The sequence below is a fragment of the Micromonospora sp. NPDC049051 genome, assembly GCF_043197575.1.
Classification (GTDB): Bacteria; Actinomycetota; Actinomycetes; order Mycobacteriales; family Micromonosporaceae; genus Micromonospora.
On the sequence record NZ_JBICTL010000012.1, the window covers coordinates 19,385 to 41,412 of the forward strand.

Here is a 22,028-nt window from a genome sequence, read left to right on the forward strand (position 1 = left end):
TCGGGTCGATGACGGGTGTGCACGGCACTACCGCGCACCCCATTCGACGACGCCGATGAGGTCGGAGGTCATCCGGTTGATCGAGGTCCAGGAACCGCCGGGTGGTGGCATCATCCGCCAGTCGCCGTCGCGCCAGAGCAGCGTCAGCGACAACACGTGGTAGCGCGGCGTGCCAGCGGAGGGGGCGCGGAACACCAGGCCGATTACGGCGGTGTCAGGGGTGTAGGACTGGTAGCTGAAGCCGGCGATCTGGCTGAGCTCGCCGGGATCTGCCGGGGTGTCCCCCGCCTCGCGTAGTGCTGCCAGGAGCCGGTCCCGATCGGCGTTCGGCTCGAACTGTTGCTGGATGGTCGGCTCCCACGACTGGCGACCGGCGGAGTAGGCGGCCCGCGTGCTGATCTGCGCGGCGGCGATCAGCGCGCCCTCGGGGGTGTGCGCGTAGCCGGCTGCGGTCTCGCCGGTCCGGCTCGGGCCGGAGGAGGCGCTAACCGGTACAGCCGTCTGGCCGACCAGCTCCCACCGCACGTCGGCCGGCGGAGCCGTTGGCACAGCCTCCGGCGCTCCTGGTGCCGTAGTGCTGCTATCCGCCGGTGTGGAACCGGGCGTCGGCGTGCTGGTTGCAGCGGCACCACTGCGGCCGTTGTTCGCGATGGCGAACACGGCGACCAGGACCCCGATGAGGATGACGGCCAGGAGCAGCACGGCGGCGGCGATGAAGCCGGGGCGCGTCCATGGCGGGCGCTGGGCGAAGTCAGGCGATGACATGGCAGCCTCCCGGCCTGCTAGGCGATCAGGGCGCCGACGATGGTGGATGCGCTGCCGATCAGGATGCAGGCGGCGAACACCCAGCCGAGCTGGGCGACGTTGGTGTCGTCACCGCGGCGGTGCGCGATGGCCATCTTCGCGGCGCTGTAGATGATTCCTCCGACGCACGCGGCGGTGGCGAGCCACGCGATCCACTGGAGGATTTCCAGCACGTTGCTCTGCACCACTCCGGGGGGTGCCACGCCGCCGCCCGGGTTCGGCACCCCACCAGGGGGAGGGGTGGGCGCTGCCAGGTACAGCCCGAGGCGAGCGGGTAGGTCTGCGAGCGTCATCGGTTCACTTCCGGTCTTGTGTGGATCTTTTGTGCGAGGGCGTGGCGGAGTGTCTCGACGTCGGGGGGTGTGCCGACGTCGCGGGGGTCGTCGGCGGCCAGGAGCGCGTCGATCCAGCCGACGCGCCACACCTGCGGCGCCCAGCCGCCGAGCAGGTGCAGTCGTTCGGTGGCGATGCGCGGGGGGCGCCGTGGGGAGGCCGCGACAGCGACCACGCCCAGCACGGTGGTCGTGCCGGCTATGCCGGCGCGGCGACGCCACTGCTCGATCGCTCCGGTGGCCGCCCAGGTGCCGTGGGCGGACAAGCGGCACACCAGCACCACCTGGGCGGGCGGCATCGCCGGCGTCGTCAGCGGCCACGTCCTACCGAAGTCGACTCCGAAGCCGGCCAGCCGCGCCAGGGTGCTCGTGCCCGCTCCACCGTGGCACCCGACCCACCAGATCGGCGGCCATCCACTCAGGAGGACATTTTCCGGAATCGCCGAGGACGGAAGGTGGGGTGCGCTCCCAAGGCGCGTGCGGTGCGCGGTAACAGCGGTTGTCTTCACCGGCGTTCCCGCCGCGCGCAGATGCTCCCCGCCACCTGATGCCTCCCCCGTGTAACAAGGTCACCGACGAGTAGCCGACAGTAGCACCGCGTTTCTCAATGGATCTATGGTGATTGCTCTGCCGCGACAAGGACGCGAATGAAAGTACGGGGGAGGCGTCATATGGCACGCAGAGCAGCCACATCCGCGCGCATCACAGACGGTGGATGGCAGGTTCGGGCGGCGTTGGCTGCTGTGGGTGCGGCGGTGGCGTTGACGGGGTGCGGCACGGCGGCAGAGCCGGGCACACCGGCACCGGACATCAGCGGCCCGGTGTATCCGACCGTCAGCGCGGTCGAGGTGTCGCCGACGTCGTCCCGCGAAGCACCGGGCAGCGACGACCACGGCGACGAGCGTGCCCCGGCCGCGCTGCCGCCGGCGGCCCAGGCGCCGAGGGTGGTGGAGGCGTTCGCGGTGGCATGGGCACGTTCGGATCTGCCGGCGGACGTGTGGTGGAAGCGGGTCGCGCCGCACTGCGAGGACGGCTTTGCCCGCGCGCTGCGTACCGTCGACCCGGGGCAGGTTCCGGCGACCCAGGTGACGGGCCGCCCGGCGGCGAAGCAGGCGCCGAAGAACGGTGCGGCGGTGTACGAGGTGTCCACCGATGCCGGCACACTGACCGTCACCCTCGCCGCCGTGGCTGGGCGCTGGGTGGTCACCGGTAACGACTTCGTTCGGGCGGTTCGGTGACTCGGCGACCGGTCGCGTTGATCGCGGCGGTGGCCGCCGTGGTCATGCTGGTGTGCGGCGGGACGGTGGGCCTGCCGTTGATGTTGTTCGGCCAGGCGCAGGCTGAGGCGGCGGCGTGCGAGGTGCCGTCGCTACCTGGTGCCTCACCGGTGCCGGGCGGCGGCAGGTGGGACAGCGCGCAGAGCACGCACGCGGCGACGATCGTGGCGGTCGGACGCCAGCGGCAGGTGCCGCCGCGCGGGTACGTCATCGCGCTGGCCACCGCGATGCAGGAGTCCACACTGCGCAACCTCGCCAACGCGACGGTGCCCGAGTCGCTGTCGCTGCCGCACGAGGGTGTGGGCCGCGATCACGACTCGGTCGGGCTGTTCCAGCAGCGTCCAGGATGGGGCAGCGTGCGGGAGCGGATGACGCCCAGCTACGCGGCCGAGAAGTTCTACGAGGCGCTGGTGCGCGTCGACGGGTGGCAGCGGATGCGGCTGACCGACGCCGCGCAGGCGGTGCAGCGTTCGGGCCTGCCGGAGGCGTACCAGAAATGGGAGCCCGACGCGGAGCAGCTCGCCGCGCGGGTGCTCGGTCTGCCGAGCATCGACGACATCGGCGGTGGTGCGCCGACGGCCCCGTGCGGCGTCAACGACCTGGGCCCGGTACCGGTTGGTCCGGGCGGTTGGGTGCAGCCGCTGCGGGCGGTGGTCACCAGCCCGTTCGGTCAGCGCAACGGCCGCCTGCACGCGGGCGTCGACATGTCGACGACGGACGTGCGGGGCGACCCGATCCGCGCCGCGTCGGCGGGGGTGGTCGAGCAGGTCAAGTGCGACTGGCACACCACCTGCGACCGGGACGGGCACACCGGCGCGCGCGGCTGCGGCTGGTACGTCGACATCCGCCACGCGGGCAACGTCGTGACCCGCTACTGCCACATGATCGAGCGGCCCGAGGTGTCCATCGGTCAGCGCGTCGCGGCCGGAGCGGTCATCGGACACGTCGGCAACTCCGGCGGAAGCTCCGGGCCGCACCTGCACTTCGAGGTGCACACCAACGTGCGTCCTGGCCCGTTCCACGCCAACGCCAGCAACGCGGTTGACCCCGAGTCGTGGATGCGGGCCCGCGGCGTGCCGCTCGGGACCAGGTCGTGACCGTCGCCCAAACGATGACGGCCTCCCCCGCCGCAGCAGGGGAGGCCGTCATCGTGACGTGGGCGTGGCCGCTACGTCTGCGACGGGACGTCGGCCGGCGGCACCAGCTCGTCCGGCTGACTCTGTGCGGGCTGCGCCTGGCGGGGCGGGCGGCGCCGCCTGGACGTGGTCGACGGCTCCGGCGCGTCCAGGCCGAGCCGGGCCAGGTCGTCGTCGGTCCATCCGCCGGCGAGAGCGTCGGCGTATCGGGCGGCGTAGCGGGCGTTGGCCTCGCGCAGCGCGTCGACGAGCTGGTCGCGGTCGTGCCGGGCGGTAGCGGCCTCGCCGACCAGGGCCGCGCGCTCGCGCAGCAGTTGCAGCGCGGCCTTCTCGGTCTCGGTACGGACGGCCTTGGCGGTCTGGTCGGCCATGGGATCCTCCCCCTGGATGCTCCGGTCTGGTGGCTGTGGACGCCGAGCCTAGCGGCCAAGATCGATCCTCGTGGGCCCGCCCTTGCGGCACCGCTGGTGGCCGCCGGAGGTGCCGGCAGCGCTCATCGAGGACGTCGACCAGGAGCACGGACGTACCACCGGCACGTCGCACAGTGCCGCGCCGCGTCGTCGACGGCGGACGCTGGCAACCGGCCGTGCCGGGTCGCCACGAGGCCGTCTCGTGGTGCGCGCCGTCAGGTGTGCTCGGGTCCGCGACCACGCGGCCAGGTCGCGCACGCGCGACCCACCGGCCTCGCCGGAGCAAGTTGGAGTAAAAGTCTGACTTTTGGTCAGACGGGCCGCGTGGCGGCCGGGCAGATCAGGGCGGCGTCGGCCCGCCGGGAGGGTGGTCGACGTGGCTGAGTCGCCGCAGGTCGGTGTGGTCCGGTTCGGTGCCAGTGAGCGCCGTAGGCGTGCTCACACCGACGAGGATCCGCGCGTGCACCGGGTGACCGTGCGGCTGTCCGAGGCGGAGCGGGCGGCGGTCGAGGCGAATGCGGCGGCGGCCCGGATGGCCACCTCGGCGTACCTGGCGGAGGCCGGTTCGGCGCCGCTCGTGCCCGCCCTAACGGGCCCGGGCGGGGGTGGGGAGACGGGACCGTTGCTGGTCGAGCTGATGGGTGTGCACCGGCAGGTTCGGGGCGCGGCGACCAACCTCAACCAGGCGGTGGCGCGGCTGCACTCGACCGGGGAGCCGGCCGGGGACCTGGCCGCCACGGCGGCGTACCTGGCGCGGATCGCGGCCCGCGTCGACGACCTCGTGACTGCAATCGCTGCCGCCCAGACCGGCCGACGCTGATGATTCCGAAGGTGACCTACGGTGCCCGGGTCCGGGGCCTGTTGGAGTACCTGTGGGGCCCGGGGAAGGTCGAGGAGCACGTCAACCCGCACCTGGTCGCCGGGTACGACGACGTGTCGCTGCTGGCTCCCGGCCGGCACGACCGCGACGGCGAGCGGTGGTCGCTGGACGAGCTGGCGGTACGGTTGGACGCGCCGCAGATCGCCGCCGGCGAGCGCGGCGTCGCGCAGTACGTGTGGCAGTGCTCGCTGAGTCTGCCGGCCCACGAGGGGCAGCTCGACGACGCGACGTGGGGCCGTATCGCGGGCCGGTTCGTGCAGGAGATGGGCTTCGCTGGTGACGCGGAGCGGGCCGGGTGTCGGTGGATCGCGGTGCGGCACGGGCTGTCGGCGAAGGGCAACGACCACGTGCACCTGGTCGTCACCCTCGCCACCGAGGACGGGGCGCCGGTGTGGCTGCGGCAGGACAAGCGGCGCAGCCAGCAGGTCGCCGACCTCCTGGAGGACGAGTTCCACCTGGGTAAGTGGACGCCCGGTCGGGCCGGTGCGACGAAGCGTCCGGAGCTGACCCGGCCCGAGGTCGAGCGGGCCCGGCGCGTCGACCAGGCGCCGGACCGGGAGCTGCTGCGCCGCCAGGTCCGGGCCGCGCTCGCCGGCGCCACCAGCGAGGCCGAGTGGGTCGCGCGGATGAAGGGTGCCGGCCTCCTGGTCGCTGCGCGCACCGCGGCGACCGACGGGGACCAGGTGGTCGGGTACGCCGTGGCGCTGCGGCCGGCCGGTACCGGCAAGCCACGCTGGTATGCCGGTCGCAGCCTGGACGGTGACCTGAGCCTGACCCAGATCCGCAAACGGTGGCCCGACGCGGCGCCGCCGGCGGCCGGGCAGTGGAAGATGGCGGATTCCGCAGAATCGACCATGCTGCGGGGTGAGGACCGGATGGCGGTGTGGCGGTCGTCGGCCGCCGCCCTGGAGGCGATCAGTGGGCGGCTGGCCGGCGTCGCGTCGGGCTCGCCGCAGTGGCCAGCGGCAGCCCGGGCCAGCGCCGACCTACTGGCGCGGGTCGCGGCCGTCACCGAGCCGTCGGGGCGGGGACCGCTGACGCGGGCGGCTGACGCACTGGCCCGCGCGGCGGCACCACCGCGTCGCGCGGCGGCGCCGGCGGCGTCGACGATCGCCGCCGAGCTGGGCCGGGTCGCCGACGCGCTGATGGTCACCGGACCCGCGCGTGACGGCGGTGAGGCGGCAGTGCTGCTCGCCGTTGTCGTGCAGGCGGCCCGGCTGGTGGTGGCGCTGGCCGAGCTGCGCGCGGCCGAGCAGCAGGCACACGCGGCCGGCGCGGCGGCCAGGGCAGCGGCGCACCTGATGCCGCTGCTCGCGCAGGGCGCGGTGCACGTCGAGCGAGACGTTCCAGGCCCGCGCGTCGGGCGCGAGGAGGCGGATGCGATGCGGGCCCGGATCCGTGTCGACCCGGCGGTGGATCAGCAGACGCAGCGATGAGGGACGGAGAGAGGTAGTGGCCGACAACGAGATGGCCGAGATCCACCAGCGGGCCACCGCGGCGATGACCGCCGCGATCCAGGCCGCCGGCCAACTGGCCCAGGTGCTCATCGACGCGCGCATCGCGCAGCTGCAACGCGCCGCCCAGGCCAGCGAGGACCAGGCCCGGCAGATTCGCGCGCAGGCTCGCGCGGCCCAGCAGGCCGACGCGGCGGTGTGGCGGCCGGCGATGCGCCCGGGGTGGTGGCGCACCGCAGGGACGGAGGACATCGCGCGGGTGTGGCGTGCCGCGTCGACGTGGCAGCACATCGACCCCCGGGCGCAGCAGGCCCGGCAGACAGTCGTCGACCAACTCGCCAAGAGAGCGGGCCGGGCGGCCGAGAAGCCCGAGTCGGCGCGAGAGCCGGACGACATCGAGGTGCTGTCCGACGCCGTCGACCGGGCGGTGCGCGAAGCCACGGACCGGGTGCGGCGGCCGGCGATGTCAGCCGAGGCGGTGCGGGACAGGCAGGAGCGGATGGCCGCCGAGGTCCGCAAGGCATGGCCGTCTGGGCAGCGGGCCGAGCGGGTGCTCGGGTGCGAGGCGTGGGGTGCTCTGGCGTACACGCTGGACCAGGCGCAGCAAGCTGGCCACGACGTACAGCAGCTTCTCCGCGGTGTGCCCAGCTTTGTTGACCGGGCCCGGACCCCGGGGGCGTTCGCGTGTCGGGTGGTGCAGGACCAGCTCGACGGACGCATCGATCTCGGCACGGTACGTCGAGACCGCAGTCAGGAGACCGCCGAGAACCAGGCGGTCCGTGCCGATCCGGGGGAGAGCGTCGCAACCAGCAGTGAACGGGCGGTGACGGCTGCTCGGGCGTACCCCGTTTCGACCCGAGATGCTGTGGTGGGGGCGAAGACCGGCAGCGACGTAGCCGGTCAGGTGCCTGCGGTGAAAGCCGTGGAGGCCGGCCTTGACTCGCCCAGCCGGTAGGCGCATGTTCGGTGACAAGCCCGTAGGCGTGTGGCCACGGCCGCGACTCCTGTCGGTCCCCACGTCGACCAGTCGATGTCCACCATTCGCCCCCCGCCGCGTCGCTACGGTCGTGCAGGCTACGCGAGCGCGCCGACGCCGCGCCGGGCGAGCCGGGACGGGGTTGCTTGCGAGATTTACTCATTTGGCGGCCAGTGTCGGCGTCGGTCGATACCCTCGCAGAGCGCGGATGCAGCTCGGCCGATTCCGGCCGAGCACGAGGACCGCCACCGGGGGGACCAGTGACCCAACCAGTCTGGGAGCAACTTGACCCGGTCGCCATGAACGACGGGGTGTACTACGTGCCGGCCGCAGTCGAGTTGCAGCCCCGCCTTTCGGACTGGGGTCAGCCCGACCAGCCCGCTCTCCGCGAGCGCCTGGCGAACGATCGACCCCACGGCATCCGCGGCCAGAAGCTGCTCTGCCTGCTCTGCATGCGCCACCGAGCCCAGAACGGGCTCGGTCGGTCGCCGGTCTGGATGACGTTGGTGGAGGGGCAGTACGGCCCGGTGTTCCGGCACGAAGACGGTTGCTCACCGCACCCGGAGCACGAGCCCGAGACCGACACTCACAAGGCGCTCAAGGAGCGCAAGGCCCGCACGTGGCAGTCCGTCGGCGGCGACGTCAAGCTCGAAGTGTGGCGACCGCGCGCCCGCCGTCGACCCGACGTCGTGGCCGTCGGCCCCGTCCTGACCGTGGCCGGCGAGGTCCAGCACTCCAAGGTCGCCCCGGGTGACATCCGGGCCCGGCAGAAGGCTCTCCACAAGGCGGGCGACCGAGTGGTGTGGACCACCGACCGCAGCGCCGACAACATCGCGTTCCTTCACCCGGTGCCGCACCTGTCCGTGCCCGCTCTCAGCGACTATCGCCTGTACTTGACCGAGCCCCGGCTTGAGATCGGCGCGGGCGCCATCACGTTCGAGGAGCAGCGATGCGGGTGGGCGGACCTCTGGACCGGCACGAACCGCTGTCCAGTCACCCGCAAGGCCGTGCCGTGCGGGCGCCTGCACCTCTACCCGACCTTCAACCCCCGCAGCTACAGCCGCGAGAAGGCCGCCACCACCGCAGCGTTCCCGTGCGGCCCGCGCCCGCACCTGGACCACCTGCTGGAGGGCATCCTGCACGGGTCGTGGTTGCCGTACCGGCACCGTGACCGAGTTACCTGGATCCCCGCGACCTCCCACATGGAGGTTGTCGCCGAGCGGGGCGGGACCCTGGAGCTAGCCGAGGGCGGAAGCGCCCCGCGTCGCGACCGGACGAACGAACGAGCCTGCGAACGCCGAGCCGGAGCGGTCGCCGCCCAGAGCGAGGCACCCGAGGCGGAAAACCTGTCCCCATGCTGCGGCGAGAGGCCGCCCGGGCGTGCCGGGCAGCCGCTGGTTCCCGCGTGCAAGCTCTGCCGGAACTCCCCGACCTACTACCGCAGGGACGAACTCGACCAAGGGCTGTCCAGCCGGTAGGTCCAGCGACCGGTACGGACATGGTCAGGGCCAGACCGGTGGCAAGCCGACCCGGACCGCAGCGCCGGCCACGGCGCGAGGACCGGAAGCGGTGCGGCAGCACCTTCTCTGGCTTCTTTGGTCCGTAAGCCATGGGTTCGCGGGTCGAGGCTGAGCGTGCCCCATGCCACCCGAGGGGGTGTTGTGCCCGACCTGCTGGCGGCCTCCGGCCGGCATCGGCCGGCACGGCACCCCGAAGGCCGTTTCTCGGACCTGTACGGAATAATCGGATGTGGGAGCCGCCGAACCGAATGTCCTGCATGTTTGGACAAATTTCGGGTGCTTCTTTCCTCCTAATGTCACTCGGACGAGGGAGGAGCACCCATGCGTGGGTGGATCGAAGTGGGCTACATGCTGGCCCTAGGCGTGGCGTTCATGTTTGCCGTGGCGTTTGCCGTGGCGTCGAGGAACGCGGCGAAGCGCGCCGATGCCTACAGGGTCCTGTTGAAGTTGGCGGTGATGATGACGTTCGCGCTGGCCATCATCTCGACCCTGTAGACCGCCCCAGACGTCGATGAGCACCCGGCCACGAGACGCGGGTGCTCATCGGGTCGGGTGGCTGAGGACGCAGATGGCGCGGTATCTGCTCGTAGCGCGAGTGGCTGAGATCGTCAGCGGCAAAAGAAGCTGTCGAGCTTGTCGGCGACGGTGCTGTAACCATCCCGCTTCAGCCCTTCAGGAAGCAGTTGCACAAGGTCGGGCAGCGCGCGGCGACCGCCTTCGGGTCCGACACTGGCCACCCGTCCGTTCGCCGCTCGACCGGCCTGCCGCGTCACGCGCACCAGGCCAAACGTCTCTAGCAGCCGGTGCGCCTCGTAGGTCTCCGGGCCGATGCCCATCAACTGCAGCCGGGCCTTGGCCGGCACGGCGACGCCTTCCTCCTGATCCGGGTGGTACATCAGCATGGTCATCAGCAGGAACGCCAGCTCCGCGTCGGACAGCACGCTGATCCAGCCGTTCGTGAACAGCGCCGTCGGCACCACGAACGAGTCATCGCTGTTTTTCGGCACAGAGTAGGACGGCTTTGGCGTGGGGGCAGCCGTTTCCTCCAGGAGCATGAACTCGCGGTGGATGTTGCGGGGTTCGCCGCGATGCGGCAGGGCCACGAGGCATGCACGTTCGAGTGCCTCAAGGCCTTTGCCGAGATGGCGGCGTTGTTTATCTTGCCGCGTGATCATCGTACGGCTGTCACCGGCGTCGTCGGCGTCGGTGGCCAACAGGTCTGTCCAAGCGACACCGTCGCGTCCGGCATGGGACAGCGGCCGCGGATTGCCCGCCGGTCGCTCGCCCGGCTCAGTCCTGGTCTGCGCCTCGAACAGCGCGGTCAGCATGAGTCGCAACGCGACCCCCTTGCGCCCCATGAGCCGGGTGGATGGCGGCCGAGCGTGCGGTGGCGGAACGCCGCGGTCGGACCCGTTGGTCATCGGCTCCCGAAGGCAGACGAACTCTTTGCGCACACGCACGCCGTCGTTGAGCCTGATCGTCATCGACGAGGCATTGCGCAGCAGGTCGCGAAGGTGCAGCCCCGTATCACTGACTGACTGATCAACCCGTTTCAGTTCAAGGCGCTCCAGCCGTGAGAACAGCCGAGTGGAATCGCGACTGGTCAACATCCAGGGCGCCGGGCCGGGAAGAGTCACCGGCTAAATCTAGCGCTGCCGAACGAACGCTTTTGCCCGACCTCTGCGCAGGACCTGCACCGTCCAGGTCGTGCAAAAGCGTTCCGAGCATACAACAAGATCGACTTTCAGGCGGCGTCGGCAGACGCATCATGGGATCCGCAGGTGCATCCGCCTCGGATAGGGGCCAGCCAGGTCAACGAGCCGCGTCGGTATGCCCTGCACCGAACTTGCGTTGGCACGTCGCCGACGTGAGCGCGTGGCCGGGACGCCCGAGGAAATGCGGGCGGCCCCCGGGTTCCATCCGGAGGCCGCGCACGGCACACCCAACCACCTGGCAAGCAGTAGAGGAGAAACCGCATGGCGAGCGTACGTCGCCGCGACCGCTCGAGTACATCGCAGCGCGAGGAGCAACTGTCGGGCCAGCCGTCCCGGTTGCCTCTGCGCTGGGCGGTGATCGGCATCCTGGCCCTCACCGCAGGCATCATTGGCTTCGCGGCCGGCGGCCCGGTCGCGGCCATCACCACCGCCGTGGCGGTCGCACTCGGCGCGCACCAGATGATCGCGTAATACCGCCGGGACCGCGCCGCCCGGCACGAATCGAGACAGTGGGGGGCCGCCGGACATTGGCGACCGGCGGCCCCCTGGCACGATCGATTTGATCAACGGCAACCAACGGCAACGCTGGCCAGCCGGCTGGCAGCCCTAGCGACACCGTCGTCCTACGGTACCGGCGGGGCAGCACCTTCTCCTGACCTGGCCACCTACCGGGCGGACTCCGGTTCAGCCGCCGGCGCGAGGCTGCGCGCTGCCGATGCTGCGGGCCGTGTCGACGTCAACGTCGACACGGTGGTGGTGGCGGACGGGAACGCGGTGGCCGCGACCGCGGCGGCGTCGGCCGGCCGCGAGCCGGGCACGGTGCCCTGCTCGACGCGCGACAGCGGAGTGAGTTTGCTCCACACGAGTTGGGCCATGCCGCCACGGAACGCCTCATTGCCGTGGAGTTCGGTGAGGCGCTCGACGTCGGCAGGGTCGTCGAGCTGACCGATAGCTGCCGTCATCGCGGTGGTGAACGCGGCGGCGAAGGTCGCTTCGTCACCGGATCGAGCGGCGGTCCGAACGTGGTCGACGCGTACGGCCTGCCTGGTGCAGGAATCGAGCAGGGCCCGGTCCCGCCTGAGTGGTGGCCGCGACGATGGCGGACGGCGTCATCGGGCTCACCGGCTGCGGTTGGTCCGGCTCGACGTCACGCTGTGGCGGCATGGTGGAGGCCGCCGGCGCCGGCCAGACCGCGGAACCTTGAAAGTCAGGCCGACGGGGGCCCGGCCGGCCGCTCCGATCGTGCTCCACACCGACCGCGCCCGTTGCCATCGACGGGTGCGACAAGGATTTGTCATGTGCGGGCACGATTGCTCAGTGTGATGAGACGGTTGAGTGTCGTTCTGATGGCGGTCGGCGGGCTGGTTCTGCTATCGGTCGCGCTGGTGTCAGTTCCCCGGTCGTGGTGGGGTGTGCTGGCTTCCGGGTGGCCGGTGCTGGCGACGGTGGTGGTAGGCGTGGCGGTGCTGGTTGCGGGGGTGCTGCTGTGGCGGCGCGACGGCGTGAAGCACGAGGTGTCCGCTGCGCCGGTGCCGCCGGATCGGCAGGTGCGGCCTCTACGGTCGTGGGTGATCTCGGTGGGGGTGGTCCTGGTAGGGACGGTCACCTGCGCTGCGGTGGCCTGGTTGCAGGGTTCGGTGCCGGCGGTGGGTGACGGGGTGCAGCGGGCGCAGTTGCGGGTGGAGTCCATCCGCACCGGTTTGACCATCGGTGCGGCGGTGACCGCCGCGTTCGCGTTGCTGCTGGCGTTCCGTCGTCAGCAGTTGGCGGAGCGCACCCAGCAGGCCGCCGAGTACGACGCTGGGGAGAAGCGGGTCACCGAGTTGTATGTCAAGGCCGCCGACCAGCTTGGCGCGGACAAGGCCCCGGTCCGCCTCGCCGGCCTGTACGCCCTGGAACGCCTCGCCCAGGACAATCCCACACACCGGCAGAGCATCGTGGAAGTGATCTGCGCCTACCTGCGCATGCCCTACACCCCATCCGACGACCAGCCCACCCCCATATCCGCTGCCCAACCATTAGCGGGTGGCCTCGCTCCAGCCACACCGACGGCCGCCACCGGTGAGGTTGACAAACCGGCCGTGGAACCTCGGGAAGAACATCAGGTTCGCCTCGCCGCCCAGCGCATCCTCGCCCGCCATTTGCGACCAATAACCCCAGAAGGGGAACCCCACCCCTTGTACTGGGGACCAAAGGTGACGCTCGATCTCACCGAGGCCGTCCTCATCGACCTCGACCTCACCGGCTGCCGCCTCCACAACGCCACCTTCACCAAAACTCACTTCACCGGAGTGGCAGGGTTCGTCGGGGCGACGTTCAGCGGCGCCGCAGGATTCGGCGCAGCCACGTTCAGCGGTACCGCCGGGTTCGGCGGGGTGACGTTCAGCGGCGACGTCGAGTTCGGCGCAGCGACGTTCACCGAGGCTGGGTTCGTCGGGGCGACGTTCAGCGGCAGTTCCTGGTTCGGCGCAGCGACGTTCAGCGGCGACGTCGAGTTCGGCGCAGCGACGTTCACCGGCGAGGCCGTATTCGTCGAGGCGACGTTCAGCGGCGGCTCCTATTTCGTCGGGGCGACGTTCAGCGGCGACGTCGAGTTCGGCGGGGCGACGTTCAGCGGTGACGCCTGGTTCGACAGGGCGACGTTCAGCGGCGACGCACGGTTCGGCGGGGCAACGTTCACCGGCGACGCCCGGTTCGACGAGGCCACGTTAAGTGGCGACGCCTATTTCGAGGGGGCGACGTTTAGCGGCGACGTTGAGTTCGGCGAGGCGACGTTCGGCAGCGCCGCAGGGTTCGTCGGGGCGACGTTCAGCGGCGACGCCTCGTTCGACAGGGCGACGTTCGGCAGCGCCGCAGTATTCTCCGGGGCGACGTTCGGCAGCGCCGCCAGGTTCGGCGGGGCGACGTTCACCGGAGTGGCAGGGTTCGGCGGGGCGACGTTCAGTGGCGGCGCAAACTTCGACAAGGCGACCCTCGACGGGGCGAGGTACGACGGACCGGAGTCAGTTGCCGAATAGCGTTGCCGAATCAACCTCCATGGCCTGTGCCCGGCCGACGCTTCCAAAGCGACCGGGGATAGACCGGTGGCAAGCCGACCCGGACCGCAGCGCCGGCTACGGCGCGAGGACCGGAAGCGGCGCGGCAGCACCTTCCCTGACCGCGCCCACGTCCTACCGGGCGGATTCCGGTTCCGCCGTCGGGGCGGGGCTGTGCGCCGCCGACGCTGCGGGCCGTGTCGACGCCGGCGACGGCACGGCGGTGGTGGCGGACGGGAACGCGGTGGCCACGACCGCCGCGGCGTCGGCCGGCCGCGAATCGGGCACGGTGTCCTGGTCGACGCCGGCCAGTGGGGTGAGTTTGCTCCACACGAGTTGGGCCAGGCCGTCACGGAACGCGTCGTTACCGTGGAGTTCGGTGAGGCGCCCGACGTCGGCGGGGTCGTCGAGTTGGCCGATGGTCGTGGCCATCGCGGTGGCGAAGGCGGCGGTGAAGGCCGCTTCGTCGCCGGCCCGGGCGGCGGCCTGGACCTGGTCGACGCGCACGGCCTGCCTGGTGCAGGCGTCGAGGAGGGCCCGATCTGCACGGGTGGTGGCCGCGACGATGGCGGCTGGCGTCATCGGGTCCACGGGCTGCGGTTGGTCCGGGCCGACGTCACGCTGCGGCGGTGCGGTGAGGGCCGTCGGCGCCGGTGGCGGGGCGGCGCGGACGACCTGGTGCACGGCCTGCCCGGCGGCGCTGTAGAGGGCGTGGCGCCAGTCCGGCTCGTCGCAGCGGAGCATGACGGCCACGGCCATTTCCGTGTTGCCGGGGTCGGCCAGCGCGTGGTTGAGCGCGGTGTCGAAGGTGGCGGCGAAGGCGGGCAGATCGGTGGTGCGGGCGGCCTGCTGGACGGCTCTGTCGCTGGCGACGTTCTGTACCCGGCGTTCGAGCCAGCTTTGTTCGTCGGGGGTCAGGCCCTCGCGCACGCTGGCTGGCATCCAGTCGGTGACGGTGACCGGCACGGCGGGCGGGCTACTTGGCGGGGGTGGTGGTGGGGCGGCCATCAGGTCGATGACGGCGTTGATGGCGCGGAGCCGGCGGCGGGTGTCCAGCAGTTCGGCGCGGCGGGGGAAGGGCTGGTCGAGTTGCTCGACGGCCCGGTTGATCTCGTCCTGTTGCTGAGCGATGCGCGTCTGCACGGTGTCCCGGGCGCTGTCGAGGTCGGTGAGCTGGTTCTCCAGACGGCGGACCAGGCCGGTGGGGTCACCCTCGATCGCGGCGGTGAGGCTGATGGTGGTGGAGGAGTCGGTGATTCCGTGGAATTTCAGCGCGACGAGCAGGCCGTCACGGCCGGTCCAGAGCACCGCGTCGACGCGGAAGCCGCCGAGCTCTGCCACGCCGTCGGCTTCGCGCTGGTCGGTGGAGGCGATGCCCTGGGAGTGGGCGGTCAGGGCGTGTTGCAGGGCCCGGCCGGCTTCGGCGCGTTTGGTGAAGCGGTGGCCGGCGACGGTGGCGGCGAACTTGTCGCCGCGGGTGTCCTGGCGGCGGCTGATCGCGTCGTCGAGGACGTCGACGCGGCGGGTGTCCTTGACGATCCACGCCTTGAGGTTGCCGATCTGTCGGCGCAGCGCCGCCTGGGTGTTGTGGTGGGCGCGGTCGGCGCGGTCCAGGCGGGTGAGGTCCTGGGCGACCTGCTCGCGGTCCATCAGCAGCGGGTTGCCGGTGGCGATGGCCTTGATCTGGTGCGCCTGCAACGTCTCGTCGCTGACGTCCTCGATCTCGCGGGCGGAGGTGCCGCGCATGATCTGGTCGATGAAGGTGCCCTTGCGGGCCACGGTCTGCCAGGAGAAGGCGTCGAAGCTGCCGGCGACGACGTAGCGGTAGATGCTGATCTCGGCGTTCTGGTTGCCCTGACGCAGGATGCGGCCCTCGCGTTGGGTGACGTCAGCGGGCCGCCACGGGCAGTCGAGGTGGTGCAGCGCGACCGCGCGGGCCTGGACGTTGGTGCCGACACCCATCTTGGCGGTGGAGCCGATGAGTACAGCGACGTCGCCGGAGCGGCAGGCGTTGAACAGGCTGGCCTTCTTGGCGTCGGTGTCGGCCTCGTGGATGTAGCGGATCTTCTCGCGGGGCATCCCCCGGTCGACGAGCAGGTCGGCGAGGGCGTCGTAGACGTTCCACTTCTCCGGGTTGGGTGTGGACTGGTCGCAGAAGACGATCTGTAGGGCGCCCGGGGTGGGGTGCGGCACCGGCGTGGCGGCGTCGGGGTTGAGCAGGTAGACGGTGTCGCGGGTGTCGCGCCAGATCGCCGCGATGCGGTTGGCGGCGGCGTCGATCTTGCCGGGGGTGTTCTGCTCGCCGCCGATGAGGCGCATGTCCAGGGAGGCGGCGCGGGCCTCCCCGGAGACCTTGAGCATGTTGTCCTGTTCCGGCTCGACGCGGCGGTTGCGGATGTCGTCGACGCGCTCGTCGAGGCTGGAGATGAACTCTTCCAGCTCGGGTGAGGGGTCGAGCGTGACGATGTGCGGGGCGCGTTCGCCGTCGTCGCGTTGGGTCAGCAGCGGCGTGGGCAGCGCCAGGTCCTCGGGCGTGCGGACGTCGCCGTAGGTCCGCATCATCAGCGACAGCTCGGGCACGTTGGTGTACTTGGCCAGCCGGGCGCGCATCTGGAAGCCCTGCCCGGTCGGCGACACCTCGATCGCGGTGACGACCTTGGCGAAGGTGGCCGCCCAGGTGTCGAAGTCGCTGGTGCCGGTGGCCGCCAGCAGGTCCGGGCGGAGTTGGCGGGTCACCACGTACAGCTCTCGCACGCTGTTGGCGATCGGGGTGGCGGTGGCGCCACACACCACCCGCAGGCCCTGCTTGCGGCGCAGGTAGCTCAGCTTCATCCGGAAGTCGACCGCCCGGTCGGAGCCCTCGTGGCCGGCGTCGGGGATGGCGCTGTTGATGGTGTCGTTCTTCAGCTCGTGCAGCTCGTCGCGGTAGATGAAGTCGATGCCGGTCTGCTCGAACGTGACACCCGGATCCCGGGCCCTGCCCAGCTTCTCCTTGATCCGTTCCTCTTTGCGCGCGAGGGTGTTCTGCAGCCGCTTGACGGTGCTGTTGCGCTTGGGGCTCTCGCCGTTTTCGATGGCCTGCTCACCGGCGCGCACAATCTTCTCGCGCAGCTCCGCCAGTTCCTCGTCGAGGAAGGCGCGCTGCTCGTCCGGGGACAGCGACAGCCGCTCGAAGAAGCTCGCGGCCATGATGATGGCGTCCCAGTCGCCGGTCGCGGCCCGGGCGACGAAGCGGCGCCGCCGCTGGGTGCTCATGTCGTCGCGGCCGGCGGCCAGCAGCCGGGCCCGGGGGTAGATCTGGAGGAACTCGCGGGTGAACTGCTCCAGCATGTGGTTGGGCACCACGATCGCCGGCTTGTTGACCAGGCCGAGGCGGCGCTGCTCCATCGCGGAGATGGCCATCACGGCGGTCTTGCCGGCGCCGACGGCGTGGAACAGCCCGACCGCCGGTTCGGCGACGATGCGGGCCACCGCCTCCACCTGGTGCGGGCGGGGTACGAAGCCCACCGCGATGCCCGGCAGCGACCGGGTCACCCCGACGTAGGAGCGCGGCACGGTGGCGTTGAACAGCTCGTTGTAGCGGGTGGCGACCTCGGCGGCCCGCTCCGGGTCCTCCCACACCCAGGCGCCGAAGCGTTCCTCCAGCTCGATCGCCTTGGCCTGCGCCGCTGCGGTGGCCTCCACGTCGAGGGCCCGCTTGCCCTCTTCCACCTCCACGAATACCCGGATCGGGGTCTTGGTCAGCAGCCGCTGCGCCAGGTCCGGCGCGGCCATGCCCGACGTGCCCCAGGTCGAGCAGGCCAGCACGCCGGCGCGCAAGCCGCGGACTCGCCAGTCGGAGCCGCCGACGTGTTCCACCCGCAGCCCCGGGTCCCGCAGCGTCTCCCGCAGGAACTGCTCGACGAGGGCGGCGGGCAGGAACGGCGCACCGAACGCCGCGTCGATCTCGCCCGGCCCGAGGTCGCGGGGCACGACACGGTGCAGCGCCCGCACGTTGGTCTCGAAACGCGGGGCTTCTTCGGCGGCGGCCTGGGCGGCACGCAGCTTGACGCGCACGTTGCCCGACAGGTACTCCGGGGCCTCCACGAGCCGACCCGTGTCGGGTTCGTCGAAGACCAGTTCGCCGAGCGCGGCGCGGGCCTCTGGCTCGCTGACACCCAGCAGCCGGGCCACCTCCGGCAGCCGGACCTCGCCGTGGGTGTCGACGCAGATCGCCAGGGCGTCCTGCGGGGTGTCGGCGCCGAGCTGCGGTGCCCGGGGCAGGATGACGCGCCGGGTGAAGATGTCGGCCTTGGTGGCGCGCTGGGTCGGATCGTCGAAGTGTTCGAGGGCGAACACGGTGGCGGCGTGCGGGTCGGTCTGCCGGAACTTGCCCATCGGCGGGTTGATCCGGGCCATCTTCGGCTCGCCGGTCTCCGGGTCCGTGCGGCCGGTCGGGCGCCGGGTGTACCGGTTGAGCGGCCCGTAGGTGGCCACGTAGGCGTCGTAGCGGTCGTTGAGCTGCGCGCGCAGCGCCGCTGGCGTGCCCTCGGCGGCCGGGCCGCCGTGCTCGTCACCGTCGTCGAGGGTGGCCGCCTCAGCGGACAGCAGGGCGGTCACGGTGTCCCGCAGCCCGAGCAGCGCCCGCAGCTCGTCGGCCTGAGTGGCGGGCACCTCGTGGGGCACGACCTGACCATCAGCGACCGTGGTGAAGGTGCCGGCGTCCAGCGCCTCGATGTGGCCCTCGGCGCGGTCGGTCGGCGCGAGCACCGCCAGCGGTTCGGCCAGCCGGTCGGCGTCGTCGCGGGGCGTCATGGCCAGCCCGTCGCGGCGGGCCTCGGCGACGACGTCGCGCAGTACCCGCGCCAGGTCCTCGGCCGTGTCTGCGCCCGCACGCACGATCAGCTCGCCGTCGCGGTTCATGCCGCGCCCCAGCACCATCTCCCCGAGCACCCGCTCCGGCCGATCGAGGAAGTAGCCGTTGACGTGCTCAGGCTGCTCGGCGTCCGTGTCGAGGCCCAGGGGGCGGGTCTGCTCCCACGTCATCGGAGCAGGCTCACGGTCCGGCTCGCGGCGCCGCAGGATCAGCAGGTCGGTGATGGCCTGCGTGCCGGCGGTGGCCTGGTGCGCGCCCGAGGGCAGACGCACCGCGGCAACCAGGTCGGCCAGCGCGGCCATCTCCCGCCGGGCCGCCGGATGCCGGGCGTCCATCGTGAAACGGGAGGTCAGCACCGCGACCAGCCCACCAGGCCGGGTCAAATGCAGGCTCTTGATGATGAAGTGGTTGTGCAGCGAATGCCGGCCCGGGTTGTGTCGCCGGTCGACCAGGGGTAGCCGCGCGAACGGCACGTTGCCCACCGCCAGGTCGAACGCGCCGGACGGGGCCCGGGTCTCAGCGAAGCTCTCGGTGCGGATCTCCGCGTGCGGGTACAGGGCGGCGGCGATGCCGGCGGTCACCGGGTCCAGTTCTACGCCGACCATGCGTGCCTGCTGCGGGGCCAGGCCGATGAAGTTGCCGGAGCCGCAGCCCGGCTCCAGCACCGCGCCGCCGTCGAAGCCCAGCTCCCGCACCGCGTCCCAGATCGCCTGCACGTAGGCGACGTCGGTGTAGTGCGCGTTGAGGACGGTGCGTTCGGCGGCGGCGAACTCTGCCGGCGATAGCAGCTCCCGCAACTCGGCTCGCTGCTCGGCGAAGCGGGCGTAGTTGGGGTGGTTGGTGCGGGCCTCGAACACCCCCGCCACCGCACCCCACCCGGACCAGCGGGCCAGCACGGTCTGCTCCTGGGCGGTCGCCGGCCGGCCGGCGGACTGCACCTCCCGCAGGGTGCGCAGAGCGGCCAGGTTTGCTCGGAGCTTGGCCATCTCGCCGGCGGGCGCCAGGTCCTGCTGGCCGCTCGGCCGGAACGATTCCGTGGCATCAACCACCGCGGCGTCGGGCGCCGGGTCGTCGGCGGCCGGCCCGGTGGGATCGGGGCCGGCCGCGCCGACGTCGTCGACCGGATCGGCTACCGGGTCGGCGGCACCGGTTCGTCGTTCTGGTCGGCCTCTTCCTGCGCGACCCGCTGCCACCACGGGTCGTTCGGGTCCTCCACCAGCGGCGTCCACGCCGGGCTCGCCGGCGTCGTCGACGCGCTCGGCGTCTCGCCCGGCGGGCCGTCCGTCGCCGGGTCGATCAGGATCAGCTCGGGCAGGATCTCCTCCTCCGCCGTCCGCTGCGCCGCGTTCAGCCGGCCCAGCTTGCCGAGGTAGCCCTCGTCCGGCAGGTCCGGCCCGGCCAGCTCCCGGGCCCGCTGCTCGATCGCCGTCGCTGCTTCCTCCCCCAAAGTCGAGAAGAAGCTGTTCGGGTCCTCGATGGTCGCGTACCGCTGGGGCAGGTACGTCTGCCAGTGCCTCTGGGCCTGAGCCCCGTACCGGTTCATTCCGCGTCTCCGTCTCTGCTCGCTGCTGCTCCGGTGCTGCTGTGGGCGGCTGGTCACCAGGAGCGGATGGAGGGCCGTTCGTGGCGGTGGCGCCGCTGAGCATCACCGGTGCCGGCGCGTCGACGGCGGTGTCCGGGGTCGTGCTCGCAGGTGCCGGTGGCGTGGGCATGACTGGCACACCCAGCCGTTCAGCGGCGTACGAGGCCCACCGGTCAACGAGGTCGGCGGGCTGCCCGTCGAGCATGGCGCGGATGGAGTCGGCGGCCACCGCCCGCCCCTTCGGCGTGACGAACCCTCGGGCGGCCCGGGCGACCCGGCTGGTGACCGCAGCCTCCACCAAGGGATGGGACTCCACGACGGCGCTGGCGCCGGAGTAGGCGTACCCGAGCGGCACTGGCCTGCTCGGATGGCGGGCCACGGCGGGGGCGAGCAGTTGGTAAGCCCGTTCGGCCTGCCGGTCGTGCTCGTTTTCGAGGACGACGGTGACGCCGGCCGCCGTGTCGGCGTGCGCGGTGAGCGCGGCGACCTGCGAGCCGGTCAGCGTGGGCCCGGCGGGCGCCACCACCAGCGGCGCGTCCTCGCCCAGCTCGTCGGCGCGTTCGGCCAGAGCGATGGCCTCCAACGCGCTGCGGGCCACGACGGCCCGGCCGGCCCGCTCGGGCTGCTCCGCCAGGCCGATGAGGCAGTCAGCCGGCCGGTAGACCGCCGTGGTGGGGCTGTGCAGCACCGGCGCCGCGTCGGTCGCCGCGCCGGGCGGGGCGTAGCCGACCCACCCGACGACCGGTGCCCCGGCAGCACGGTGGTCGCGCACCCCGACCATCACCCGGTTGCGGAACCGGTCGACCAACTGCCCGCCGCGGCTGGTCGCGGCCAGGCCACTGGCCACGATCTCGGCGTCGGAGAACCCGCGCCGCCGCAGTTCGTTGACGACCGTTGCCGGCCGATCCGGGGCGTATCCCACCGTCCAGGGCCCGTCAGTCGGCACGTCCTGTGCCGTCAGCCACCGCGATGGCCCTGGCGCGTCGTCAAGCTGCTGGCGGTAGACCTCGGCGGCGACGGCCTGGGCAGCGAGCAACCGCTGCCGGACAGCCTGGTCCACGGACGGCGCCGGGGCGGGGCCGGCTACCTGCGCCGCCAGGGACTCCGCCCGACTCGCCAGGTCATCGACCCGGTCCACCGAGGCGACGATCCGCTCGACCGTCGTGTCACGAGGCGCAGCCATCACCGGTCCTGGCCCGCGCCACCACCATCTGGCAGCAGCCCCGCCGCACGCAGTGCCTCGAATACCCGCTGGTGATCGCCCAGCACCCGCACGATCGCGTCAATCTGGTCCTGCAACCCGGTCAACGCCGCGTCGACGTCGCGCTCTGGCGTGGCCTGGCTGTGCGGCTCGCTCACGATTCCCCCGCATGATCGTTTGAGCACATCAAGGTAGCCGGCCGGCGCATACGCCGCACCCCCGTTGCCGCGCCGCCGGTGGGCGCACCGGGGGCAGCGCCCGCGCGTCGGTGCGGGTCAGTTCCCGCCGGTAGACCGGCGGAAGAACGACGCCTCCGGCGGGGCCTCTCTCGGAGATGCCCGGGGGAGGACCACCGGCGCCAGGTGGATGAGTGGTCACCCAGGGGTGGGATCCCCTCGCGCCGGCCGCCCAGAGGGCTACCAAACCGGCTCCGGGACGACCAGGCCAAGCCGCTTCGCGGTCGGCTACGCCGAGCCTGGCCGTCCCGGAGCCGGCCCGGTCGATCGGAGATCGGCCGACACGAGGAGATCCCACCCCACCCCCGGCACCGCGCGCGGGCAAGCCCGCAACCCCGCCCACCACCACGGCCTACGCCGCGTCGTACCGGTCGAGTACGTACTTGACGCTGCTCTTGGCCCACGTCCCCTTGCCCGACGGGGTCGGCACCTTCTCGGCGTTCAGCCGCTCGGCGATGGCCGCCAGCGACAGCCCCTCACCGCGCAGTTCCGCCGCCCGGGCGGCCGAGGGCGGCACCGGTGCCGGCGGCCGACCCAGCCGCACACCCCGATCCCGGGCCGCCGCCATCCCCGCCGACACCTCGGGCCGGCGCATCTCAGATTCGCTGCTCATGC

Annotated in this window: 20 protein-coding genes and 1 pseudogene; 10 read left to right on the plus strand and 11 right to left on the minus strand. The window is 71.9% G+C overall.

Features of this window, described 5'->3' with window-relative positions; translation table 11 throughout:
• Positions 1-27 precede the first annotated feature (27 nt).
• The 3 genes from ACGFIR_RS30100 to ACGFIR_RS30110 form a co-directional block, all read right to left on the minus strand.
• Positions 28-765: a hypothetical protein gene (locus ACGFIR_RS30100; RefSeq protein ID WP_393148624.1), complete on the minus strand. Its 738-nt coding sequence runs from the start codon at positions 763-765 to the stop codon at positions 28-30.
• A gap of 17 nt (positions 766-782) precedes the next feature.
• Positions 783-1,007: a hypothetical protein gene (locus ACGFIR_RS30105; RefSeq protein WP_350823658.1), complete on the minus strand. Its 225-nt coding sequence runs from the start codon at positions 1,005-1,007 to the stop codon at positions 783-785.
• An 86-nt stretch (positions 1,008-1,093) separates the two neighbouring features.
• Positions 1,094-1,435, minus strand: a complete 342-nt coding sequence (locus tag ACGFIR_RS30110; RefSeq protein WP_393148626.1) for a hypothetical protein — start codon at positions 1,433-1,435, stop codon at positions 1,094-1,096.
• Between the two features lie 456 nt (positions 1,436-1,891).
• Here ACGFIR_RS30110 and ACGFIR_RS30115 point away from each other — a divergent pair, with 456 nt between their 5' ends.
• Together ACGFIR_RS30115 and ACGFIR_RS30120 are read left to right on the plus strand one after the other, a co-directional pair.
• The gene (locus ACGFIR_RS30115) at positions 1,892-2,374 is read left to right on the plus strand and encodes a hypothetical protein (protein WP_393148628.1); all 483 of its coding nucleotides are present in this window, start codon (positions 1,892-1,894) and stop codon (positions 2,372-2,374) included.
• Positions 2,371-3,510, plus strand: a complete 1,140-nt coding sequence (locus ACGFIR_RS30120; protein WP_393148630.1) for a M23 family metallopeptidase — start codon at positions 2,371-2,373, stop codon at positions 3,508-3,510. The genes ACGFIR_RS30115 and ACGFIR_RS30120 overlap by 4 nt, the downstream gene beginning before the upstream one ends.
• A gap of 71 nt (positions 3,511-3,581) precedes the next feature.
• Here ACGFIR_RS30120 and ACGFIR_RS30125 read toward each other — a convergent pair whose 3' ends face one another.
• A complete protein-coding gene (locus ACGFIR_RS30125) occupies positions 3,582-3,920 on the minus strand; it encodes a hypothetical protein (protein ID WP_393148632.1) in 339 nt (112 codons plus the stop codon).
• A gap of 415 nt (positions 3,921-4,335) precedes the next feature.
• Between ACGFIR_RS30125 and ACGFIR_RS30130 the strand changes: the two genes are divergently transcribed.
• The 5 genes from ACGFIR_RS30130 to ACGFIR_RS30150 all read left to right on the plus strand — a co-directional run bounded on the left by ACGFIR_RS30130 (position 4,336) and on the right by ACGFIR_RS30150 (position 9,284).
• Positions 4,336-4,779: a plasmid mobilization protein gene (locus ACGFIR_RS30130; protein WP_393148634.1), complete on the plus strand. Its 444-nt coding sequence runs from the start codon at positions 4,336-4,338 to the stop codon at positions 4,777-4,779.
• Positions 4,779-6,275 carry a relaxase/mobilization nuclease domain-containing protein gene (locus tag ACGFIR_RS30135; RefSeq protein ID WP_393148636.1) on the plus strand — a complete coding sequence of 499 codons (1,497 nt, stop codon included), beginning with the start codon at positions 4,779-4,781 and terminating at the stop codon, positions 6,273-6,275. Before ACGFIR_RS30130 ends, ACGFIR_RS30135 begins: the two co-directional genes overlap by 1 nt.
• 16 nt (positions 6,276-6,291) lie before the next feature.
• Entirely contained in the window at positions 6,292-7,248 is a 957-nt protein-coding gene (locus ACGFIR_RS30140) for a hypothetical protein (protein ID WP_393148638.1), read from the plus strand.
• Positions 7,249-7,568: 320 nt separating this feature from the next.
• Positions 7,569-8,747, plus strand: a complete 1,179-nt coding sequence (locus tag ACGFIR_RS30145) for a competence protein CoiA family protein (RefSeq protein WP_393148640.1) — start codon at positions 7,569-7,571, stop codon at positions 8,745-8,747.
• Positions 8,748-9,110: 363 nt separating this feature from the next.
• Entirely contained in the window at positions 9,111-9,284 is a 174-nt protein-coding gene (locus ACGFIR_RS30150; protein ID WP_393148642.1) for a hypothetical protein, read from the plus strand.
• Between the two features lie 113 nt (positions 9,285-9,397).
• On the opposite strand, the gene ACGFIR_RS30155 is transcribed toward ACGFIR_RS30150, so the two are convergent.
• Positions 9,398-10,426, minus strand: a complete 1,029-nt coding sequence (locus ACGFIR_RS30155; protein ID WP_393148644.1) for a hypothetical protein — start codon at positions 10,424-10,426, stop codon at positions 9,398-9,400.
• A gap of 339 nt (positions 10,427-10,765) precedes the next feature.
• Here ACGFIR_RS30155 and ACGFIR_RS30160 point away from each other — a divergent pair, with 339 nt between their 5' ends.
• The gene (locus ACGFIR_RS30160; protein ID WP_393148646.1) at positions 10,766-10,975 is read left to right on the plus strand and encodes a hypothetical protein; all 210 of its coding nucleotides are present in this window, start codon (positions 10,766-10,768) and stop codon (positions 10,973-10,975) included.
• A 194-nt stretch (positions 10,976-11,169) separates the two neighbouring features.
• Here the strand turns inward: ACGFIR_RS30160 and ACGFIR_RS30165 are convergent, their stop codons facing one another.
• On the minus strand, positions 11,170-11,466 hold the full coding sequence (locus tag ACGFIR_RS30165) for a hypothetical protein (RefSeq protein WP_393148648.1): 297 nt from the start codon (positions 11,464-11,466) through the stop codon (positions 11,170-11,172).
• A 369-nt stretch (positions 11,467-11,835) separates the two neighbouring features.
• Between ACGFIR_RS30165 and ACGFIR_RS30170 the strand changes: the two genes are divergently transcribed.
• Positions 11,836-13,521: a pentapeptide repeat-containing protein gene (locus ACGFIR_RS30170; protein ID WP_393148650.1), complete on the plus strand. Its 1,686-nt coding sequence runs from the start codon at positions 11,836-11,838 to the stop codon at positions 13,519-13,521.
• Positions 13,522-13,674: 153 nt separating this feature from the next.
• Here the strand turns inward: ACGFIR_RS30170 and ACGFIR_RS30175 are convergent, their stop codons facing one another.
• Both ACGFIR_RS30175 and ACGFIR_RS30180 read right to left on the minus strand, forming a co-directional pair.
• Positions 13,675-19,443, minus strand: a complete 5,769-nt coding sequence (locus tag ACGFIR_RS30175) for a helicase-related protein (protein ID WP_393148758.1) — start codon at positions 19,441-19,443, stop codon at positions 13,675-13,677.
• An 80-nt stretch (positions 19,444-19,523) separates the two neighbouring features.
• Positions 19,524-19,937 (minus strand): hypothetical protein, encoded by a 414-nt coding sequence (locus ACGFIR_RS30180; protein WP_393148760.1) that lies wholly within the window; start codon positions 19,935-19,937, stop codon positions 19,524-19,526.
• 80 nt (positions 19,938-20,017) lie between these two features.
• Between ACGFIR_RS30180 and ACGFIR_RS30185 the strand changes: the two genes are divergently transcribed.
• Entirely contained in the window at positions 20,018-20,314 is a 297-nt protein-coding gene (locus ACGFIR_RS30185; RefSeq protein ID WP_393148762.1) for a hypothetical protein, read from the plus strand.
• 308 nt (positions 20,315-20,622) lie between these two features.
• Here the strand turns inward: ACGFIR_RS30185 and ACGFIR_RS30190 are convergent.
• The 3 genes and pseudogenes from ACGFIR_RS30190 to ACGFIR_RS30200 all read right to left on the minus strand — a co-directional run.
• Positions 20,623-21,159 (minus strand): annotated as a pseudogene (locus ACGFIR_RS30190) (hypothetical protein); the annotation flags it as partial.
• Complete coding sequence (locus ACGFIR_RS30195) at positions 21,159-21,335, minus strand: hypothetical protein (RefSeq protein WP_165942569.1); 177 nt, start codon at positions 21,333-21,335, stop codon at positions 21,159-21,161. The gene ACGFIR_RS30195 and the pseudogene ACGFIR_RS30190, both read right to left, overlap by 1 nt.
• Before the next feature lie 430 nt (positions 21,336-21,765).
• Positions 21,766-22,026, minus strand: coding sequence for a recombinase family protein (locus tag ACGFIR_RS30200; RefSeq protein WP_393148652.1), 261 nt, complete (start codon positions 22,024-22,026; stop codon positions 21,766-21,768).
• Between the last annotated feature and the right edge of the window lie 2 nt (positions 22,027-22,028).